Origin of the sequence: Bradyrhizobium sp. 26S5 (assembly GCF_036923295.1) — a bacterium.
Taxonomy (GTDB): domain Bacteria; phylum Pseudomonadota; class Alphaproteobacteria; order Rhizobiales; family Xanthobacteraceae; genus Bradyrhizobium; species Bradyrhizobium septentrionale.
Map to the genome: position 1 here is coordinate 5,563,280 of NZ_CP145948.1, position 19,381 is coordinate 5,582,660.

The 19,381-nt window shown below is 63.0% G+C and carries 21 protein-coding genes and 1 pseudogene; 5 read left to right on the forward strand and 17 right to left on the reverse strand.

The window, feature by feature from the left end; translation table 11 throughout:
• Positions 1-10: 10 nt before the first annotated feature.
• The 13 genes and pseudogenes from V5279_RS25955 to V5279_RS47210 form a co-directional block, all read right to left on the reverse strand.
• On the reverse strand, positions 11-1,591 hold the full coding sequence (locus V5279_RS25955) for an anti-phage dCTP deaminase (protein ID WP_338689282.1): 1,581 nt from the start codon (positions 1,589-1,591) through the stop codon (positions 11-13).
• A gap of 516 nt (positions 1,592-2,107) precedes the next feature.
• On the reverse strand, positions 2,108-2,404 hold the full coding sequence (locus V5279_RS25960; RefSeq protein WP_338689284.1) for a hypothetical protein: 297 nt from the start codon (positions 2,402-2,404) through the stop codon (positions 2,108-2,110).
• Positions 2,401-2,760 carry a hypothetical protein gene (locus tag V5279_RS25965; RefSeq protein WP_338689286.1) on the reverse strand — a complete coding sequence of 120 codons (360 nt, stop codon included), beginning with the start codon at positions 2,758-2,760 and terminating at the stop codon, positions 2,401-2,403. The genes V5279_RS25960 and V5279_RS25965 overlap by 4 nt, the downstream gene beginning before the upstream one ends.
• Positions 2,757-3,221, reverse strand: a complete 465-nt coding sequence (locus V5279_RS25970; protein ID WP_338689288.1) for a DUF5681 domain-containing protein — start codon at positions 3,219-3,221, stop codon at positions 2,757-2,759. The genes V5279_RS25965 and V5279_RS25970 overlap by 4 nt, the downstream gene beginning before the upstream one ends.
• A gap of 3 nt (positions 3,222-3,224) precedes the next feature.
• Positions 3,225-3,446: a hypothetical protein gene (locus tag V5279_RS25975; protein ID WP_338689290.1), complete on the reverse strand. Its 222-nt coding sequence runs from the start codon at positions 3,444-3,446 to the stop codon at positions 3,225-3,227.
• 140 nt (positions 3,447-3,586) lie between these two features.
• Positions 3,587-4,312, reverse strand: coding sequence for a hypothetical protein (locus V5279_RS25980; protein ID WP_338689292.1), 726 nt, complete (start codon positions 4,310-4,312; stop codon positions 3,587-3,589).
• Positions 4,313-5,044: 732 nt separating this feature from the next.
• Positions 5,045-5,338: a hypothetical protein gene (locus V5279_RS25985; RefSeq protein WP_338689294.1), complete on the reverse strand. Its 294-nt coding sequence runs from the start codon at positions 5,336-5,338 to the stop codon at positions 5,045-5,047.
• Between the two features lie 10 nt (positions 5,339-5,348).
• Positions 5,349-5,528 (reverse strand): hypothetical protein, encoded by a 180-nt coding sequence (locus V5279_RS25990; RefSeq protein ID WP_338689296.1) that lies wholly within the window; start codon positions 5,526-5,528, stop codon positions 5,349-5,351.
• Positions 5,529-5,540: 12 nt separating this feature from the next.
• Positions 5,541-6,356 (reverse strand): helix-turn-helix domain-containing protein, encoded by an 816-nt coding sequence (locus V5279_RS25995; RefSeq protein ID WP_338689298.1) that lies wholly within the window; start codon positions 6,354-6,356, stop codon positions 5,541-5,543.
• A gap of 382 nt (positions 6,357-6,738) precedes the next feature.
• Complete coding sequence (locus V5279_RS26000; RefSeq protein WP_338689300.1) at positions 6,739-7,278, reverse strand: hypothetical protein; 540 nt, start codon at positions 7,276-7,278, stop codon at positions 6,739-6,741.
• 18 nt (positions 7,279-7,296) lie between these two features.
• Positions 7,297-7,587, reverse strand: coding sequence for a helix-turn-helix domain-containing protein (locus tag V5279_RS26005; RefSeq protein ID WP_338689302.1), 291 nt, complete (start codon positions 7,585-7,587; stop codon positions 7,297-7,299).
• Between the two features lie 240 nt (positions 7,588-7,827).
• Positions 7,828-9,069 carry a tyrosine-type recombinase/integrase gene (locus V5279_RS26010; protein WP_338689304.1) on the reverse strand — a complete coding sequence of 414 codons (1,242 nt, stop codon included), beginning with the start codon at positions 9,067-9,069 and terminating at the stop codon, positions 7,828-7,830.
• 225 nt (positions 9,070-9,294) lie between these two features.
• A pseudogene (locus V5279_RS47210) lies at positions 9,295-9,477 on the reverse strand (hypothetical protein); the annotation flags it as partial.
• A gap of 113 nt (positions 9,478-9,590) precedes the next feature.
• Here V5279_RS47210 and V5279_RS26015 point away from each other — a divergent pair.
• Positions 9,591-10,955 carry a matrixin family metalloprotease gene (locus V5279_RS26015; protein WP_338689307.1) on the forward strand — a complete coding sequence of 455 codons (1,365 nt, stop codon included), beginning with the start codon at positions 9,591-9,593 and terminating at the stop codon, positions 10,953-10,955.
• Between the two features lie 97 nt (positions 10,956-11,052).
• Here the strand turns inward: V5279_RS26015 and V5279_RS26020 are convergent, their stop codons facing one another.
• Both V5279_RS26020 and gcvA read right to left on the reverse strand, forming a co-directional pair.
• The gene (locus V5279_RS26020) at positions 11,053-11,265 is read right to left on the reverse strand and encodes a hypothetical protein (RefSeq protein WP_338689309.1); all 213 of its coding nucleotides are present in this window, start codon (positions 11,263-11,265) and stop codon (positions 11,053-11,055) included.
• A 249-nt stretch (positions 11,266-11,514) separates the two neighbouring features.
• Positions 11,515-12,417 carry a transcriptional regulator GcvA gene (gene gcvA / locus V5279_RS26025; RefSeq protein WP_338689311.1) on the reverse strand — a complete coding sequence of 301 codons (903 nt, stop codon included), beginning with the start codon at positions 12,415-12,417 and terminating at the stop codon, positions 11,515-11,517.
• Between the two features lie 191 nt (positions 12,418-12,608).
• Here gcvA and V5279_RS26030 point away from each other — a divergent pair, with 191 nt between their 5' ends.
• From V5279_RS26030 to V5279_RS26045, 4 genes are all read left to right on the forward strand, one after another.
• Positions 12,609-13,115, forward strand: coding sequence for a PaaI family thioesterase (locus V5279_RS26030; protein ID WP_338689313.1), 507 nt, complete (start codon positions 12,609-12,611; stop codon positions 13,113-13,115).
• An 11-nt stretch (positions 13,116-13,126) separates the two neighbouring features.
• Positions 13,127-14,374 (forward strand): MFS transporter, encoded by a 1,248-nt coding sequence (locus V5279_RS26035; RefSeq protein WP_338701387.1) that lies wholly within the window; start codon positions 13,127-13,129, stop codon positions 14,372-14,374.
• A gap of 43 nt (positions 14,375-14,417) precedes the next feature.
• Positions 14,418-15,134: an AraC family transcriptional regulator gene (locus tag V5279_RS26040; RefSeq protein WP_338689315.1), complete on the forward strand. Its 717-nt coding sequence runs from the start codon at positions 14,418-14,420 to the stop codon at positions 15,132-15,134.
• A gap of 72 nt (positions 15,135-15,206) precedes the next feature.
• Positions 15,207-15,971, forward strand: coding sequence for a sulfite exporter TauE/SafE family protein (locus tag V5279_RS26045; RefSeq protein WP_166294448.1), 765 nt, complete (start codon positions 15,207-15,209; stop codon positions 15,969-15,971).
• Between the two features lie 100 nt (positions 15,972-16,071).
• On the opposite strand, the gene V5279_RS26050 is transcribed toward V5279_RS26045, so the two are convergent.
• Both V5279_RS26050 and gatB read right to left on the reverse strand, forming a co-directional pair.
• A complete protein-coding gene (locus V5279_RS26050; RefSeq protein ID WP_029081075.1) occupies positions 16,072-16,338 on the reverse strand; it encodes a hypothetical protein in 267 nt (88 codons plus the stop codon).
• Positions 16,339-17,856: 1,518 nt separating this feature from the next.
• Entirely contained in the window at positions 17,857-19,344 is a 1,488-nt protein-coding gene (gatB, locus tag V5279_RS26055) for an Asp-tRNA(Asn)/Glu-tRNA(Gln) amidotransferase subunit GatB (protein ID WP_338689320.1), read from the reverse strand.
• Between the last annotated feature and the right edge of the window lie 37 nt (positions 19,345-19,381).

The window sequence follows — 19,381 nt, forward strand, 5'->3', positions numbered from 1 at the left end:
ACACCGGTGCCTATCGCCCTGCTCCTCCCTTAAGCTGGCTCAGTCCGCCACTTAACAGGTCTACGACAAACGTTTCAGCTTTGAAGTACGTGGGGTAAATGACTTCCAACATGGGCTGCCCTTCTCCGCGGTTCCACTTTCGAGCTTCCCCGGTCTGGTACTTTCGCTTCCCTTTTTCAAAGAGGTCTCGGTACCGATAAGGCGAGATACCGATGAAGCGTTGAAAATTTACGCGCTTACTATCTGGCGACGCATCGAGCTCGATAGAGTCCGAATGCAAATCCTCAGCATAACTCTTTGGATACGGCTCGATATAGACTACGCGCTTTATTCCTGCAGCAACAATGTGTTTTGCGCACAGATGGCACGGAAAAGTGGTGGAATAGAGTGTCGCACCTTCGATGGGCGCCCCCTTTCGAGCTGCGTCGGTGATAGCGGACATTTCAGCGTGAATGTCGCGGCCGAATTCGATCAGATCCATGACTTTCGAGTCACGAATACTGTCTCCAGAGTCATCGAGCAGCAGCTTCGCTGCAACGGCCGCGGCATCCTCGTTGCCTACGAGTTGGGGCGATAGTTGCTTGCGTTTCATCAGTCGGTCGACAAGATCGACAAGGATCTCCGTCTTTTTTTCGTCATTCGGATCTCGACCACCCACGAAATCGCGCATATCTGACGGGTCGCCGCTCCAGTATGTTCCCCCGCCAGCTTTCGGCACCTCGTTGCATCCGAGTGAAATTACCTCACCGGAATGTCGAAAGATCGCGGCACCCACTTGCCGAGTCAGTGCCGAAGAACGGAGCGAAGCCGATTTGGCAAGATACATTCCGTATTCGTCATGAGTTGGTGACGCTTCGTTGTCGCCAAAAAGCGCCGTAACGAATCTCGTCACCGTTTCCTTGCATGATTTTTTATCGGGAGCTTCAATGAACAAATCGCCAAACGGAAAGGCGTCTCGCACATTTTGTCCATAGCCATGATCTTGCTCCATCTCGTCCTGCTTGACCAACGAGTTAGCTCCGTTTTCGGCATCAACGAGCGAGATGAGATTTCGTTTTGATTGTCTTTCCTTAGTTGCAATTCTCCTCTTTCGATATGAGGTCGGAGCGTAGGCCGATATCTGAATGAACTGCCGACCATAGACACTCCGCAGCAACTTAACTTCTTCTGGCCTCTTAAATTGACGTATGATGTATGCCTGCTTCGGCTTTGGCTCATCAATGTTTCCGGTCGCCTCTAACCGAAACTCGCGGATGGCACTGATCGCAAGGATGGCCAAGGCATCGTTGCGCTTAAGGACCTCTCGAACCTTGTTTGCATAATCAATTCGTTGCCGATACGAATCGATATAACCCGCCGCATCGAGAGGGAGCCCCACGCCCACCTCTTTCATAAGCTCGGTAATTCTGATGGTTTTGGAATCGTAGCCGACCTCCGACAACGCAATGGAGAGGCATTCCGTCACGGATTCGAGATCGACACCAATCGGTCCCACCAATCCGAAGATAAGTTCCGGATGATCCTCGACGGGAAGTGACATTGCCGGAACCCTGGAACTGGGTTTTATTGCTGACGTTGTCTCATTACTCATTCAACGCGCCTCTAGATAATCAACAGATTAGAAGGATGACGGCCTACAATTGCCGGGTGATTCGTCTATTCTGGGCAAAAGGGAGATTTCAATGTCGGAGCTAAAGTTAAAGCCCGGTTGGCTGGCGAGAGATGTTGCTCGAGCCTCCGAGCGTGCGGAGGGCTGGAGGTCTGAACGGACTTCTTCATCGCAACAGGCTACCCAGGGCCAGAGTACCGACCGAAAGACAAATCAGTTTCCGAATCAGACTCTTAACGACCAGCAATCCTAAAGGCAACCTAAGCGCGTAACGATACTTCGCTGCTTTTTTGACGGTCGGCGGGCTGGCGCTATAGGCCGACCGTTAGCTCTCTACCCGCCCTCATCGGCACCACTGCCATCAGGACCAATCCCGGTTTCGGCCAACATGGGGCGCTGCGGCTGATCATGGGGCACAGCCAGACGCCGGCCGGCAATCCCCAGCGATCACAGGACGATGGGCAGCCGGTTGGGATGTGTCCCCGTCCGCCGGCCCGGTCACCGGTAGAAATTCACGCACATCTGCGCACCGATCAGGCGCAGCCGGCCGATCGGGTCAGGGCCTTGCATCGCCATGGTGGCACCATCCCCGATCGAACCGTCATAGGCAGCCGGCGACGGAGCGCTGCCACCAAGCGTGTAATAGGCGATACCGCCCACGGCTTGGATGGTGCAGTAAGCGGCGCCGGCCGGCGGCGCAAGCTTCGCAGGCGCCGCGATCGCTGTGAGACCGGTGCTGGCCAGCCAGATCAGGCCGCGCGGCACCACGGTGATTCTGTGCGCGTACTGCGTCATCGGCGCGTGCCCGGCTGCGTCACGGGCGGCACGTCATCGGCGCCGCTCGCGAGCCACTTCTCGAAAGCGGCCTGTGCGAGGAAGGTCTGCCCTTCGGACTGAGGCAACCCGCCGATCGTTAACAGCGGCACGGCCAGCCCATGCGCCTCGGCGACCGCTCTGGCGACGAATGCGTCCAGCTCTTCGCCTTCGTTGCGCAACAGCTCATGCTCGCCGGTATTGGCGAAAAGCGGTTCGCCAGGTGGCAGCGCGCCGCTGATAATCACGACGCGCATAGGTGCACCGGGACCGGCCGGCCGCTCTGCATTGATGCGCGCCTCCAGTGCTTCGAGACGGCGGATAAGATCGTTGCTCATTTGAACCTTTCTTCAAGGGCGTTAAGTCTGGTTTCGAGATCGAGGTTTTCGACGGCGCGGCGCTGCAGCTCGATGACGCTGGCGATCTCGACGGCCTCAGCCGGTGAGACTTGCCCGGCAGCCATCGCAGCCGTGACGGCCGCCAGCGCGGTGATGACGTCGGAGATGCTTGCGATCGGCGGCAGCGCGAACCGTGCTGCGCGTCCCTTGCGCGGCGGCTCGATCCTGTCGAGGATCATTTTCTGCGATGGGCGGCAACCGCGCTTCGCCTGCCCGATTACCTTTGCGACCAGGGCCGCACGATCGTCATCGGTCATGTGTTCCAGCACCAGGGTTCGCTTGTTGAGGCTGCCCGGCTTGCGGCCTGCAGGGTTGCCGCTCTTGCCCTTCGGGAATCGGCCGGAGCCTGTTTTCGCCCTGTTTTTTGCAGGCGCGGCCGTCGCTTGTCTCTGCGTCACCATCGGTCACAGCTTCCGACCGTTGATCCGGTTGAGGCGCGCCATGATCCGGCGCGCGCGAGGATCCCCCGCTCCCGCCTTGTCCGCGATCTCGGCGACCACGGCGTCGAAACCGCCGGGGCCCAATAGCTCTTCGATCATGGCGACGCGGCGAGCCTGTGCGGCGGCTCGCTCCTCAACGATGATTTGCCACTGCGGTTTCGTCACGACACAACCACGCGCTGCCATTCCGGTCTCGGCTTCTTTGATGCTTGTGATCGGGGCGGGTGCGGCGCGTCGACCACAACAACCGCCGCACCTGCCCGTCACACAAACGGCGCTAGCCTCCGGACGTCCCTGAGCGGAGGCAGGCGCCGATGTTGCGCGCGTCAGTTCGCGTGAACCGCGCCGCCGGAGGAACCCGGCCGGCCAAGGCGAGACTCGTTGTGGAATCCGGTGACCATCCGGACCGGCCGCGCCAGTTGCTTGAAGATGGTGCCGTTTCCAACAAACGAGGTGATGCGGTGCCCGCCGGGGCTCTCCGTCTTGATCTCGCGATACTGGAAGAGCGGCGCGTCGCCCGGCGACATGCCGGCGGTGTAAGCATCCATTCGGACACTGTCCAAGACTGCGCTGAACGTCGCCGGATCGCCAGCCAGCACGGCCAACTCCGCGTTCTTGAACTTCGCGCTGTGCTTCATCAGCGGGCGATGCAGGCGCACGGCATAGTCTACGACGCTTTCGCCCTGCATGGGCTCGGGCGCGCGGCGACTGTCGAGCGCGCGATAGACGGCGTCAGCCTTGATCTGCAGGTCCGCCATGGCGTCGCGATCGGCCGGCGCACGAGCCAGGGTCTTCAAGCCCATCTCGTTTACGCGTTGCTGCAGGTGGCGGAATTCACCACGCGACACGGAGTCGGCCGCGGTGCGCATCGCTGCGTCGGGATCGCCCATGTCGTTTTCGTTCTCGCCGCTGCGCGAGCCGGCGCTGTCCTTCTTCTCGATCTTCGCGTCGAGAGCGTCGCAGCGTGCGGCGACGTCGGCGATGCTCTTGCTGATGTCGGCGCGCAATCCGTCGAGTGCGGCCATGAAAGTCTGAAGCTGTTGCTCGTCCATAAGGGAATCTCCCGAGTGAGAGTGTGCGTTGGTCGCCCGTCCTGCACCCGGTCGATGCGCACACCATAGCGCAGTTTTTTCGAAAGTGCGCGAAAAGCCTGTGAATATAGGGGCGCGGTAACAAGCGAGGTGACAGCACGCGCGATGCAATGTTTGCTTTCGGTGTTGGCGTGGTGCAAAGATGATCGCGCTGAAAAGGGAATCTCCGCCCGCTTGGTTCAGCCCCCTGTGGATCGCCCGCTCCATCACCGCACTGATGGAGCGGGCGGTTTGGTTTTTGTGAGAGGGCTTGGCGCCGGATGTACGCGCCCAAGGTCTCGACGGCGCCGGCAAAGGACAGGTCCACACCTGCCGGCGCCGCTTTCATCCTAGGACGCGACGTCGACCAATCCCAACGCACCGCTGCGGCACGTGCTGCGGCAGCGCAAGGCGCGCCAGCGGTAACCGCCTGTGATCACACGCTCCGGCCGCTCACTATGGCGGAGTGGATGTCATCCGAACCGGTTGCCGATACGGACTTCGCCCAGCTCCGAACCGGTGCCGATCGGCGCGGCCGATGCGAACGGGCAAGGGTAACAAGCCTGACGATTGGATTAGAAGGCCGTACAGCGGCCCTACGTGTCGCCGGAGTGGTTTCCGGGCCAGGGCGTTCAACGCAGTCCCCTGCTACGCGCTGGCGCGGCGCGCGGCGTTCTGGTCGGAAGCCTCCGCAGCCGCTTCCAGCATGGCACACTAGCGCTCGTCATCACGATCCCATCGGACGGCGCACCGCTGCCGTCCAACGTCATGCGGGCTTGGCACGGCATGACAGCGCGGCGCTGCGCTCGCGATCGTCCCCGAGCTGTTGCTCGCTTCGTCATCCGGAATGGATACCGCAGCGGCGCCGGCCGCGCCAGCGCGAGACGTTGCCAGCTCGTGTCGCAGCCGATCGAGAATCGGCAGCAAATAGTCGCCATGCCTCGCAATGCAGTACGCGGCAATCGCGAGCGCGCGTTCAAGTCGGGCAGCGTCGACGGGTTCGCTCATGGTCGACTCCTCACTGCAAGGTCGGATGTTCGGCGAGCACGAGGCTTCGAGACTGCACCGGCTCGCGTCGGGCGCGGGCGAGCACTTCCCGGAAGAGTTGGCCGTTGGCCTCGCGCATCTCGCAATCCGTTAACAGATCATCGATCATCGCGTTGCCGTCTTGCTGCTGCCGCTTGCGCTTCTTCGTCATTGGTCCTGCTCCCTATGCGTTGTGCGTGTTGGCGGTTGGCCGCGGTCCGACGAGTCGGCTCAGAGGCGGAGCATCGGCGAGCACTTCGCTTGCCGCCTTGTGAACGCGATCGGCCGACTCCCTATGGCAGTTTTTGAGCCTGTCGACGTTGTGCTGATTGAGGCGAAAAAACTCCTCCACGTCATCGGCCGTCTTGGCAGTCTGCAGCGCTGCAATGAAGGCATCGGCCCATCCGATGAATGTCATGCCCTTCGAGACCACGACATGAGCCCTAGAGCGCGCGCCGTCCCCGGAGGGGACAAAAGGTGAGGGTTCTCTTGAGGGTTCTCTTGAGGGTTCTATTGAGGGTTCTCTTAAGGGTTTCTGTGTGGCCAACAGTGTCCGGTTGCCGCGGTCACGTGTGTCCGGTTGCTGCGGACACGCGTGTCCGGTTGCTGCGGTCACCTGTGTCCGGTTGCTCGCGGTGTCGTGGGGATCATCCGGACACGCGTGTCCGGTTGCTCCGGTCAATATGGTGACGAGGAGTTGCCCCTTGCCGCCGCGCGTCGGGCTCGGCAATTGCTCGGTGTGGATTAAGCCGAGATCGCGCAAGGTGACCAGCGTACGGCGCACGGTGCGAACAGACTTGGAGATGTCGCGGGCCAGGTCGGCTTGTTTGTACCAGCACTGATTTTGCCCGTTGGCATATTCGGCGAGCACCAGCAAAAGCATCTTCACTGTGCTGTCGTCGATGTGCTGGGCCTTCGCCCATTTGAAAGCTTGGTTGCTCATTGCAGTGTTCATCCTTCTTTTGTTGGCGAAGGACGAAAACAGCGCTTGATTTTTCATGGCCAATGGCCACATGAAGAATCGTTATCGGGGCGCTGCTGTCGCCCTTCGCCCCCGTTAGGCCGGCAAGCCTGCGGGGGTTTCTTTTTGCGGATCGCTCCGCGGTGTGTGGTGGGGTCACGGATTTTTGGCTCGCGAGCGCCAGCGGGAAGGACTAAGGGTCGCGCTATGACGTGCCCTGGGTCTCCGGCGAGTCAGTGTTTGGATCAACCGGCCGAACAGCACAAGCCCCCCGGCTCGACGATTTTCACCATCCTATACGTGCCATTTTCTGTGATCGCTGGGACCGGCGCGCAGACACAACCGCAGCCCGCCGGCAACCCTAGAGCAAATCCAACACGCTGCTTTCCGGGTTGGGCGGATCCACGCTCATCCATGCGCATCACAACTCCGCCCGCCATGCGCAGAACTCACGGGCGAGCCGCCTGATCTCAAGCGGCGTGTCCCGGTACGGCGTCGACGGCACGGCCTCCGGCACCTCCGGACAGACCGTCGACGGCGCGGCCTTGGCTGCGATCTCGACGACGACCGGCGCGGCCTTGCCGATCTCGACGGCACGCGGTGCTGGCGCGGCCCGGGCTATGGCTGCAGGCGGGCGCGGCCGAGTCTCGACGCGCGGCCCGCGCTTCCGCCGCCTCGCCTGCGCTGCCTTGCGCCGTTGCTCCGCCGATATCATCGCGTCGAAATCCACGCGCGGCGGCAACGTGGCGAGGATCCCCGCCGCGGCCTCGTCGACGGCGCCGGCATAGGCCAGCACAAGGCCGCGCAACAGCTCGGCGGTCCGGGCCATGGCATGACCTTGCCAGGCGTCGCCAACCAGGCGCTGCAGCGACCATGCGCGATGGAAGCGCCGGGCAGCCGGCACCACGACGACGCGCCAGGTCGAATTGAGAGCCGCCACGATCTCGACAGCTTCGCTCATGGTGCAGCTGCCCCAGCGCTAGGAGACCAACCGGACAGCCGGCGACTTGCGCCGCGGCTTGCGTCGCGCGATCTCCGGCACGTAGTCCGGCAAGCTTTCAATCCAGCGCTTCAGCTCCGCCGGCAATATCAGCGTTGTGGCGCCGCGCTTCTTCGCCTTCAGCTCGCCGGCCTGCAGCGCTTCATAGAGCTGGGTTCGGCCGACCCGCGCCAGGCGGCTCGCCTCATTTATGCTCAGCGCGAGCCGATGGGAGAAATCGGGCTGCGAGAGATCGGGCTGTTGCGGGAGATCGGGATTGGATTTGTCCATGGTGGCCTTGCCGCGGGTTTCCCCATGCCAGGACCGCAGCGCAGCGGCGCTGGATCAGGCAGGGATGGGACAAAGCACTTCTGGACGTCATTTGTGTACGCGAGCCGCGGGCCGCCTGTCAAAGCTGGGACAGACGCTGGAGAAGGCGCCGGCAGCGTCTCGCCGATTGCCTGTAATTACAGGGCTTGGCGTGCGACGTGTGGCGGACAGTCCAACCGCCACACCGCACGGAATCGCCCCTCAGCGCCGGAGCTGCACCACCTTGCCGCCTTGCGGTTCGGCGCAATAGCTCGACCATGCCGCCATCAGCTCGCGCCGCTTCTCCAGCGCCGTTGCCCGCCTGTATGCGGCCTCCGCCTTGTTCTCGATCGTGTGCGCCAGCGCGGCCTCGATCACTTCGCGCGGATAGGCTGTCTCGTCTCCGGCCCAGTCTCGGAAGCTAGAACGGAATCCGTGCGGCGTTGCGCCCTTGACCTTCATCCGCTTCAGCACCGCAGCCAGCGCCATCGACGACAAGCCGCCGTCGCTGCTCTGCCCGGGAAAAACGAATTCGTTGCACCTCACCTCGAACAGCTCGCGCACCATCTCCAGAGCTCGCGCCGACAGCGGCACGCGATGCTCTTTGCCCATCTTCATCCGCTCCGGCGGCACGGTCCATAAGGCGCGGTCGAAGTCGATCTCATCCCAGCGCGCGCCCAGTGCCTCACCGGTCCGCGCCGCGGTGAGGATCACGAATTCCAGCGCGCGAGCCGCGACAGCTTCGCGGCCGCGCAAGTCGACCATGAAGGCCGGCACGTCGCTGTAAGGCAGCGCGGCGTGATGGCCGCGCGTAAGGCGCTGGCGTTTGGCTAGGAGATGATCGAGATGGCCGCGCCACCGTGCCGGGTTCTCGCCGGTGCGCAGCCCTTGCGCCTTGGCGGAGTCGAGCGCGCGCTCAATGCGCCCGCGGATTCGCGATGCCGTCTCGGGCTTGGTCTGCCAGATCGGTTGCAGCACCGCCAGCACGTCAGCGGTGCTCACCTCAGCAACGGGAACCTTGCGCAGCGACGCGCAGTAATCGTGCTTGGCTTTGATCGGCTTGCCGTCCTCGTCACCCTCCCCTGCCTCACCTAGCAGCGTCATGCGCCATTGCGCGGCGTGCTTCTCGTTTTTCCAGCCAGGCGCCATGGTCTCGACCAGGCGATTGGCAACCTCGCCGAACGTCTCGCCGACCGTTGGGCGCCGGATACCGGTTGGCTGCCGGCCCTCAGCCAGTTCGGCGCGCGCCGCTGTGGCCAGTTCCCGGGCCCGCGCAAGCATCACGTCGCGAGCGCTGCCAAGCCCGATCTCTTTGGTTTTGCCGCGCCAGCGGAACAGGAATGTCCACCTCCGCCCGCCGTTCGGCGAGATCGAGAGATAGAGATTTCCGCCATCCGCGTGCCTCCCGATCTTCGTGATTGTCGCTACTGAGCGCGCGCTCAGCCTGTTGCGCTGTTGCGCCATAATGTCGGTTTCTCCCCTGTGGTCCCTGCAACACCTGCCCTAGCGGGCGCGGCGGACAGTAGCGGACGGCGGGAATTTGGGAAGGCAGCCGGCACCGAAAAACCGAGGGAAATCAGCGCGTCGACGGACAGCGGCGGACATGGTAGCGTGTCTAAGGCGGAGGGTTTCGCGGTCTCCGTCTCCGCCATCGACTTGGTTGTCCAGCCGGGAGACATGGGTAACAGGTCATACCCAAGACATGGGTGACAACCTCGCGCCGAACGGGTTGCCAGTTGGGTGCAAGGCTTTCTGCTCCAGGTCATCCCACTCCAAGCCGCAGTACCCGCGATCGTCGTGCACGAAGCAGACGAGCCAAATGCCCTCGTCGACGTCCTTAATGCCGAGCTTCTGGTCAGCCAGGACGGTTGATCTCACAGGAATTTATTTACCCTTTCGGCACCACAAATCGGACGAAATAAAACTCCGGAAGCGAAGTATCGCGATACTGGTTTCCGGGCGCGACCCAACAGGCAGGAATCTCCATGGCAGATTACAACTTGGAAGGACCCGTCTGGTCGTCGAAGACCATCACGTGGAGCTTCGCGACGATCAATTTCTCCGGTCAGCCTGACACATTCTCAACGTTCTTCCAGGCCGGTGAGTATGAACGGGAAATCATCGATGCCTTGAAGCGATGGTCCGCCGTTGCCGATGTGACGTTCGTCGAGGTGGCGGATTCTGCGAGCGTCGACATCCGTTTCGGACTCGGGACTTTTGACGGCCCTTACGGGATCCTGGCTGAGACATCGTACTACTACTCCGACGGCGACTTTCTGCCTGATGTCACGGTCAGCTTTGACCAGGCTGAAACCTACATGTCGTCCTCCAGCGGTTTGACGCTTTCGGGAGGAATAAGTTTCGAGGCCGTTGCAACGCACGAAATCGGCCACGCTTTGGGCCTCGATCATTACACTGGCGGCCCGGCGATCATGAACCCCTACGCCAGCGCTGACATAACCAACCTGACGCAATCGGACATCGACGGCATTCAAGCGCTCTATGGACCGCCCTCGAACCAACCGCAGGTTCCTGCGGGTGTCATTGTCACTAACGGCACGGCGGCGAATGATGTTTTGCTTGGAGGAAGTGCGGCCGATGCGATCTACGCGCTCGCTGGTAACGATTATATTTATGCCTACGGAGGCAACGACCTTCTGTTCGGTGGCGATGGCCTTGACGTGTTGCTTGGTGGGAGTGGCGACGACGCGCTCTATGGCGGCACGGGCTTCAATTACCTTTTTGGCGGCGACGGCAACGATACACTTTCTGGCTCGGGCGGAGCCTCGCCGTCCGATGTCAACGTGATGTACGGCGAAGCCGGCAATGACCTGCTCTATGGGGGAACCGGCACTAACTATTTTTACGGCGGCGCTGGCGCTGACACCATGTTCGGTGGCTCCGGTCTCAACATCTTCATCTCGTCAGGCGAGAGTGATGGAAACCTCATCTATGGGGGTTCGGGCCAGAACTACGTTTATGGTTCGAACGGCGGCGATACGGTGACCGGCGGCAGCGGCGTCGACGTGTTCCTGATGGGATCAGGCGCAGATGTGATCAGCGGCGGCGGTGGCGTTGATTATGCGTGGGGCGGCGGTGGCTCGGATACGTTCAACATCAGCGATGCCAACTCAGAGATCATGGTGATCCAGGACTTCAACGCGGGCGGCGTCCACGACATTTTGAGCTTCACCGGGACCTCCCTGCATTCCTTTGCCGATGTGCAGGCCGCCGAGTTCTATTCGCCCGGCATCAATACCACGATCATCACCGACGCGGCAGGCAACGCTGCCTGGTTGATCGGCCTCGCCCCCGGACAACTCAACGCAAGCATGTTCAGCTTCGCTTAAGAAGATTGATCGCCGATGTTTGTCAGGCCGCGATGCACGGTGTGTGCCGCGGTCAAGGCAACGCCGTCACAGGGATGAACTGACCCCCTACCCGGCGTCACCCGCCGCCGCGGGTGGACGGATCGAGATTTCGGTTCTCGCCCGGCGGGATCGGCCCGTAGCCCGGATAGACGTAGTGGCCCGGAGGAGCGACCTGCTCGCTTGGACGGATGATGAGGTGCTGTCGCGCGCGCCGGTGATGTGCCGTTGCGGCGTCGGCGGCGGCGCTCCACAGCATCGCCAACAGTCCCACCATCAAAGCAGCACGCATCGCCTTGGCTCCGGTTCACCATCATATGATGCGCCGACCACAAGGCCGCCAGCGTTGGCGGCCTCACGATCGGTCACATCGACGGGATTAAGCCACGATCTGCGTCGCGCTCAGGCGCGCCGCATCCTCGGCAGCGGCCGCGGAAGGGCCTGCGCGCAGGCAACGCCGAGCAGCGCGAGGCCGCCGCCGATGACGTGGAAGGACCGGACCGGCTCGCCCAGCGTCACGATCGCAGCCAGAGCGAGACGGCTAACGCTCCGCAGCCGCCGACTGGGCCACCGGCCCCAGGATCCACTCCCTGAACGCCGCGATTTTCGGAAGCCCCTGCCTGTTGTCGGGGCAGACGAGATAATAGGCGAACTCCTCCAGATGCGCGGTCTCGAGCAGCTGGATCAGTTCACCGCTCTCGATCTCGTTTGCGACCATCGCCGCCGGCAGCAGGCCCGCGCCCTGCCCGGTCAGCACCGCCTTCAGCAGCAGACCGCTGTCGTCGAACGACGGGCCGCGCGGCGTGCGCACCTCCGCAATGCCGTTGGCCTGAAACCACAGGCTCCACCCCTTGCGATCGGCGTCATGCACCTGCGGCCAGCCGGCGAGTTCGCCGGCAGATGTCGGCCGCCCGAGACGCGCGACGAGCGAGGGCGATGCGACCACCACCATCTCGACCGTGACGACGCGGTCGCTGCGCAGCCCCGGATAGCGGCCGAGGCCGTGGCGCACCGCGACGTCGACGCCGCTGCGCGAGAAGTCGACCAGCGTGTTGCTGGTGACGATCTGCAGATCGATCTCGGGATGCGCATCCTGAAACGACGCCATCCGCGGCACCAGCCAAGCCGACGCGAAGAACGGCGTGACGCTGACCGTCAGCGTGCCGACATCGGTCGATGCAGCGACACGGCGCGACGCCTCCGCGATCTGGCGAAACGCATTGCGGATCGACGGCAGATAGTCGCGCCCGGCGTCGGTGAGATAGATGCCGCGCGGCACCCGCTCGAACAGTTTGACGTCGAGATGGGCCTCGAGCGTCTTGAGCATCTGGCTGACCGCGCCCGGCGTCACGCACAGCTCCTCGGCCGCCAGCTTCACCGAGAGATGGCGGGCGGCGGACTCGAACGCCTTCAGCGCGTTCAGGGGTGGAAGCCTGCTCTCCATGCTTTAGATTTTCTAATCTCAATCGCTCAGCAAATCTGGTTTGCCAACTCGGGTCTTCCGGGCGCTCTATCAGCCTATCCTATGGCTGAAAGCCACGTCAACGCAGCGAAAACCGGACGATAAGAATTAGATTTTCTGATCCTTATCTACGGCGTCCGACGCGGCATTCGGCTCCCCCATGGAGCAGCGACATGACTGAGGTTCCACACAAGCTCGCCCTGCATGAGATCGGCGCGGGAGCCCACGCCGGCAGACTCGTCGATCGCATCAACGCGTCGCAAGCCGGCAGCCTGCCCGGCACATTGGAGTTTCAATGGCTCGAAGCCGGACGCGGCCAGATCCGCGGCCGCTTCGAGATCGCCGCCAAGCACTTCTCGCCGCACGGGCTGCTGCACGGCGCAAGCCTCGTCGCATTGGCGGACACCGCATGTGGCTTCGGCTGCCTCGCGTCCTTGCCGGACGGCGCCATCGGCTTCGCCACTTCTGAACTGAAGACGAACTTCATCGGCGCCGCGCGCGAAGGCGGCGTGAGCTGCGAAGCGCGCCTCGTTCATGGCGGGCGCACGACCCAGGTGTGGGATGCCGAGATCAAGAGCGAAGCGACGGGCAAGACCATCGCGCTGTTTCGCTGCACGCAGATGCTGCTCTACCCGCCGGGCAAGAATGGCGGTGACGCGGCACAGGGAGAACGATCGTGAGGAATGCCGCCATGCACGCCGGTTATCAAAGAGCAAAGCCGTTCTACGGCTGGTATGTCGTCGCGGCCGCCTTCGTCTTGACCTTCATCGGCTTCGGCAGCGCCTACACCTTCTCATCCTTCGTCGAATCGTTGCAGCGCGAGTTCGGCGCCTCGCGCGGCTCGGTCTCGCTGGTGTTCTCCTTTGCCGGCTTCCTGTATTTCGGCCTCGGCATCATCTCCGGCCCGCTCGCCGATCGCTGGGGCGCGCGCAGGCTTGCTGGTCTCGGAATGGCGCTGGTCGGTCTCGGCATGGTGCTGGCGGGACAGGCGGAGACCATCCTTCAAGTCTATGCCGCCTACAGCATCGGCATCGGCGCCGGCGTCGGTTGCGCCTATGTCCCGACGCTGGGCGCGGTGCAACGCTGGTTCGTCCGGCGGCGCGGCTTTGCGTCGGGCCTTGCCGTCAGCGGGATCGGGGTCGGGACATTGGTGATGCCGCCGCTCGCGACCTGGCTGATCACGAGCCTCGGCTGGCGCGATGCCTATGTCGTGCTGGGCGTTGTCGCCGCGGTCGCCGGTATCGGAGCATCGCTTTTGATCGCGGATGATCCGCGCCGCTACGGCACCGGACCGGATGGCGATCCGCTTCAAGCGGTTTCAGGCGCGCCGCTCCGCCAGGGCGTCTCGATCCGCGGCGCGCTCAAGACAGCTCGCTTCGCCGGGCTTTATGCGGCCTGCCTGATCAGCGCGTTCGGGGTGTTCGTCCCCTTCGTGCATCTGGTGCCCTTCGCCGTCGACCATCAGGTGGCGCCTGCGCTCGCCGTGCTGCTGCTCGGGATGATCGGCGTCGGCAGCACCGCCGGTCGCTTCTTCCTCGGCGGCATCGCCGACCGGGTCGGCCGCGATGCGTTCCTGATCGCGATGTACATCGGCATGGCCGTCTCGCTGGCGATCTGGGCTGTTGCCGGTGGCTTCTGGTCGCTCACGGCGTTCGCGCTGCTGTTCGGCGTGTTCTATGGCGGCTGGGTTGCGATCCTGCCCGCCGTGGTCACCGACCATTTCGGCGGCCGCAATATCGGCGGCATCATCGGCATCCTCTACACCAGCGTCGCCTTTGGCACGCTGCTCGGCCCGAGCGCCGCCGGCTTCGGCTACGATGTCAGCCACAGCTACTTCATTCCGGTGGCGATCAGCGCTGCCGCCAATGTGGTCGCCGCGCTGATCGCGATGGCGACGATGCGAACGGCCTCGCCGATCGCGTCAGTCGCGCAGCATTGACACCTCATGACGGTCGGCGCTCGACCATGCTACGCTCGCGATCATGCCCTTCGCCTCACCCAACGCCTGGCACTACCGGCCAGCTGACGATGCCGGCATCGTCGAGCTGGCGTCCTGGCGCGGTACCGGCTCGCTTGGCCTCCGGCCGCATTTCCACGACGAGAACCAGATCGTGCTGGTGCTGTCGGGGTCGCGCGCCTTCCGCATCGACGGCGCTACCGTGACGGTGCCTGCGGGCCATGCCGCGCTCATTCCGGCGGGGCTGCTGCATGCGCCGATGCCGACACCGGACAAGGAAACGGTCTGCCTGAACGCCTATGTTCCGGCGGGCCGCACCCCCTCATCGCTGCGGGTCATCAGCATCAGGGCTCTCTGGCGGAGCGTCGACGAGATATGGCCCAAGCACATTCTTGAGATCGCCGACGACATCCAGTCGCGCGGGCGGTCCCGCTCGGCTCGCATCGCAGACAAGACGAAGCTCGGCGTTACCCTGACAGAAAGCGCCGGGCCGATCGGCGCCATCGCCATGAACTTCGGGCGCAGCCGCGAAGGGTTCAGCCGCATGGTGAGACGCGAGCTCGGCGTCTCACCGCACGCCTTCCGGATGCTGAGCCGGCTCAATCTCGCACGGCAATTGCTGCGCGCGGGCGAACCGATTGCAGCAGTTGCCGCCGATGCGGGGTTTTCCGACCAGAGCCACCTCACCCGCCTGTTCCGCCGCACCTTTGGAACCACACCGGGCGTCTACTGGCGCGGTTGAAGCGGCGTCACAGACGTTCCAGACCGTCCGGCGCCACACCCGCTAGCCTGTTCACCCTGCAAGGGGTGAAGGATGGATACAAAGACAAGTCTTCTGCTGCTCGCGGCCGGTGTCGCGGGAGGCATCATCAATGCACTGGCGGGCGGCGCGACGCTCATCACGTTTCCGACGATGCTGGCGGCGGGCCTGCCCGCCGTGATCGCCAATGCGTCGAATGCGGTGGCGATCTCCCCGGGGCATCTGATCGCAGCGCTCGCCGACCGCGGCAAGCTGCCGCCGCCGACACTGCGCACGATCAGCCTCGTTGCCGCCTCCACGCTTGGCGGCGCAATCGGCGCCGGGGTCCTGTTGCTGCTCCCCGAGCGGCTATTCGTGCTGCCGGTGCCGGGCCTGATCGCATTCGCAACGCTGCTGTTTGCCTTCGCGCCGCAGATCCAGAGCTGGACCATCGGGCGGCAGGCGAGCGCGGCCCTGCCCTCGACCGGCGCGAGCGGTGCTGTGTTGGGATTGGCGTGTGTCTATGGAGGCTTCTTCGGCGCCGGGCTCGGCGTCATCCTGACCGCGGTGCTCTCGATCACCGAGCCCAACGACATCAGGGCGATCAAGGCATTGAAGAACCTGCTCGCGACCTGCGTGTCGCTGGCCGCCACATTGATCTTCATCGTGCAGGGAGCGGTGCGGTGGCCGGAGACGTCGGTGATGCTGCTCGGCGCCATGATCGGCGGCTATGCTGGTGGCTATTTGATCCGGATCCTTCCCGCGTCCATCGTCCGGCAGTTCGTGATCGTGGCCGGAGCGGTGATGACCGTGGTCTACGCCGCGCGATACTGGTTCTAGATGGAGCGAGGGAGCCGAGGCTCCCAGCTCGATATCGGCGTAGCGTTTTCGAGCGAAGTGGGCACCGGTTCGCGTAAAGAAAACGCGTCCAAACAAGAGTCTAGTGCGTCGTCATCCAGGCGCGGGCTTCGCGCTGGGCGGCCGCGATCTCGACATCCGACATCTGCTCGGCGACTTCGCGGCGATGCGCGATCGCGTCGGTGCGTCCCTTGAGCGCCGCCAGGTTGAACCATTTGTGCGCCGCGACGAGGTTGACCACGCCGGAGCGGCCGCTCGCCCAGTACATGCCACGTTCGAACAGCACGTCCTGGATCGCGGTCGCAGCTACCGGGATGGCGCTGTCCTGATCGATGACCCCCTGAAACATTGTCGTCATTCCCCTTTTTGTTGTTGGCCGCCCTCCCCCGAGCGCGGCCCCCGTCCACTGTTGAAACACCCTGTTGTCTCCGGGCTGGTCCTTTGGATCATGCCCCGCGCTGATCCCTGGGATCACCGCTCGCCGTTTGCCGGCTCGTTGGGATGATCATGGCCCATCAAATTTGAAGAGCGGTTTAAGTATCGCGATGAACGGGATGTAAATCGGCGCCGCCAAGCGGGTTTCCCGGAATCGTAGAAGTGCCTGTGCCGCAGGCATTTCCATGCATTCGTGAACGCCGGTTTACCCTGGTGTTTTGGACAACGATAACCATCGCGGCCAATGGCCGACGCCGCCGGCCGCTCTCAGCGGCCATCCGTTTCAAATTTGGCGGAGGGGGCGCAGCTCCGGCCGACGATCCGCGGGACGTTGAGCGCGATCGGCGCGGATACAAACGAACGCGAGGCCATGAGGCCGAATGTCGATCCAGAACTGGAATGTGGAAAATAGTTGCCGGGGCGCGGACTGCGCAGGCCGCCGGAACGAGGGGGTCGGCGAACACGTCAGGACCAGATTTCAGCTCGGCATTCTCGCCGGTGAAATTGCGGAACCAAGCAGGCTCCGCACCGAACGAAGAAATCTCTGTTTCTTCTGCCGGACCGGTTTTGGGAAGGTTGCCCTCTCCGAAATTCGATCCAGCCGTTTGACCTGATGTCTCGCCGACACCCTCTTTCGTCAGGAGCCTGGGATTGGGATGTGCCTCTCAGCAGTCCGTCCGGTGGCTCTCGCGACGTGCCGGCGTCAAGCCGCCGGCAATCCTCTCAAGGCGAGAGGGTTACTTCTTCTTCTTGGCGACCTTGCGGGTCTTCTTCGCAGTCTTCTTCACTGCGCTCTTCGCCTTCTTCGCCTTCTTTGCCTTCTTAGCCATGTTGCCCTCCGATATGTGAGATGGCTCTCTACTTCGCTGCGTGCACTCGGGAATCGATATGCACTACTTCCCGAATACACCAACACGGCAAAAAAAACAGTGTCCCGCTTAAGGAAGTGTTGACGCAGCGATAGCCGTACCTGCAGCACGCGTCGCCGATCAAATCGACGACGCTTTCACGCGACGATGCAAGAAATGCAGCAACGGCCGACATCGGCATTTGTCAACGTTGCAGGAAACGCCTTTATTGCAGGCACTTTTTGAATTCGCATTCAGTCAATCAACGCACGATCGTCGTTGCGTTGAGTCGCGAGCTGTGAGGAAAAGTGGCGCGGCGCGGGCGCCGAGTCGCAACTTTTGGCAACGAAAAATATTTCGTGGGAAAGTTGGCTTTCGCCTCGTTTGAGGTCATCCAAACCCGATTCCCGGTCGAATCGTGGCTGCGACGATTCGGCGCCGAGGGGCGTCGTCAGCACCGCGGACGGAGGGTGTGAGCCAGGATCACGCCGCGTTCACGCGTGCGCGACGACACCAGAGGTGACGGGATGAGAGCATGATCCGGTTGGATCATGCGCCAAGGACAACATCATTGTCCTGTTCGTTCAGATGCCGAGCTTGGACTTCAAGAGCTCGTTGACCGCCTTCGGGTTCGCCTTGCCGCCCGACGACTTCATCACCTGACCGACGAACCACTGAAGGGCCGCAGGCTTCGCCTTTGCTTGCGCGACCTTGTCGGGATTGGCCGCGATGATGTCGTCGACCACCTTCTCGATCGCGCCGAGGTCGGTGACCTGCTTCATGCCGCGCGCCTCGACGAGTGCGCGCGGATCGCCGCCGTCCTGCCACACGATCTCGAACAAGTCCTTGGCGATCTTGCCGGAAATCGCTCCCTCGCCGATCAGATCGACGATCGCAGCGAGTTGCTCGGCCGACACCGGCGAGGCGGCGATCTCGACGCCTTCCTTGTTGAGACGGCCGAACAGTTCGTTGATCACCCAGTTGGCGGCAAGCTTGCCGTCGCGCGCCTTGTCGGCAAGACCTGACAGCACCGTCTCGTAAAACTCCGCGCTCTCGCGCTCGGCCACCAGCACGCTCGCATCATAGGGCGACAGACCGAAGCCCGTAATAAACCGGGACTTCTTCTGGTCCGGCAGTTCCGGCAGATGCGCCTTGAGATCGTCGACGAAGGCCTGGCTGAACTCGAGCGGCAGCAGATCGGGATCGGGGAAGTAGCGGTAGTCGTGCGCCTCTTCCTTGGAGCGCATCGAGCGCGTCTCGCCCTTGTTCGGGTCGAACAGCCGGGTTTCCTGGTCGATCAAGCCACCGTCCTCGATGATCTCGATCTGGCGCCGCGCCTCGTACTCGATCGCCTGGCCGATGAAGTTGACCGAGTTCATGTTCTTGATTTCGCAGCGAGTGCCGAGCGCGGTCTCGCCGTAACGGCGCACCGAGACGTTGACGTCGGCGCGCAGGCTGCCCTTCTCCATGTCGCCGTCGCAGGTGCCGAGGTAGCGCAGGATCGAGCGCAGCTTGGTGACGTAGGCCTTGGCCTGCTCGGCGTCGCGGATGTCGGGCTTGGAGACGATCTCCATCAGTGCGACGCCGGAACGGTTGAGGTCGACATAGGACATCGTCGGCGACTGATCGTGAAGCAACTTGCCGGCATCCTGTTCCAGATGCAGCCGCTCGATCCCGATGGTGACGCTGCGGCCGCCGTCGAGCTCGAGCGACACCTCGCCCTCGCCCACGATCGGCGACTTGTACTGGCTGATCTGGTAGCCCTGCGGCAGGTCCGGATAGAAATAGTTCTTGCGGTCGAACACCGAGCGCAAATTGATCTTCGCGTTCAGCCCGAGACCGGTGAGCACCGCCTGGCGGACGCACTCCTCGTTGATCACGGGCAGCATGCCCGGCATCGCGGCGTCGACCAGCGAGACGTGGGTGTTGGGTTCGCCGCCGAATGCGGTGGATGCGCCGGAGAACAGCTTTGAGTTCGAGGTGACCTGGGCATGGATCTCCATGCCGATCACGACTTCCCAATCGCCGGTGGCGCTCTTGATCAGCTTGTGTAGGGCGGCAGATGCGGTCATGGATCTCGTTGTCCGGATAATGTGATATCTGGGAAGC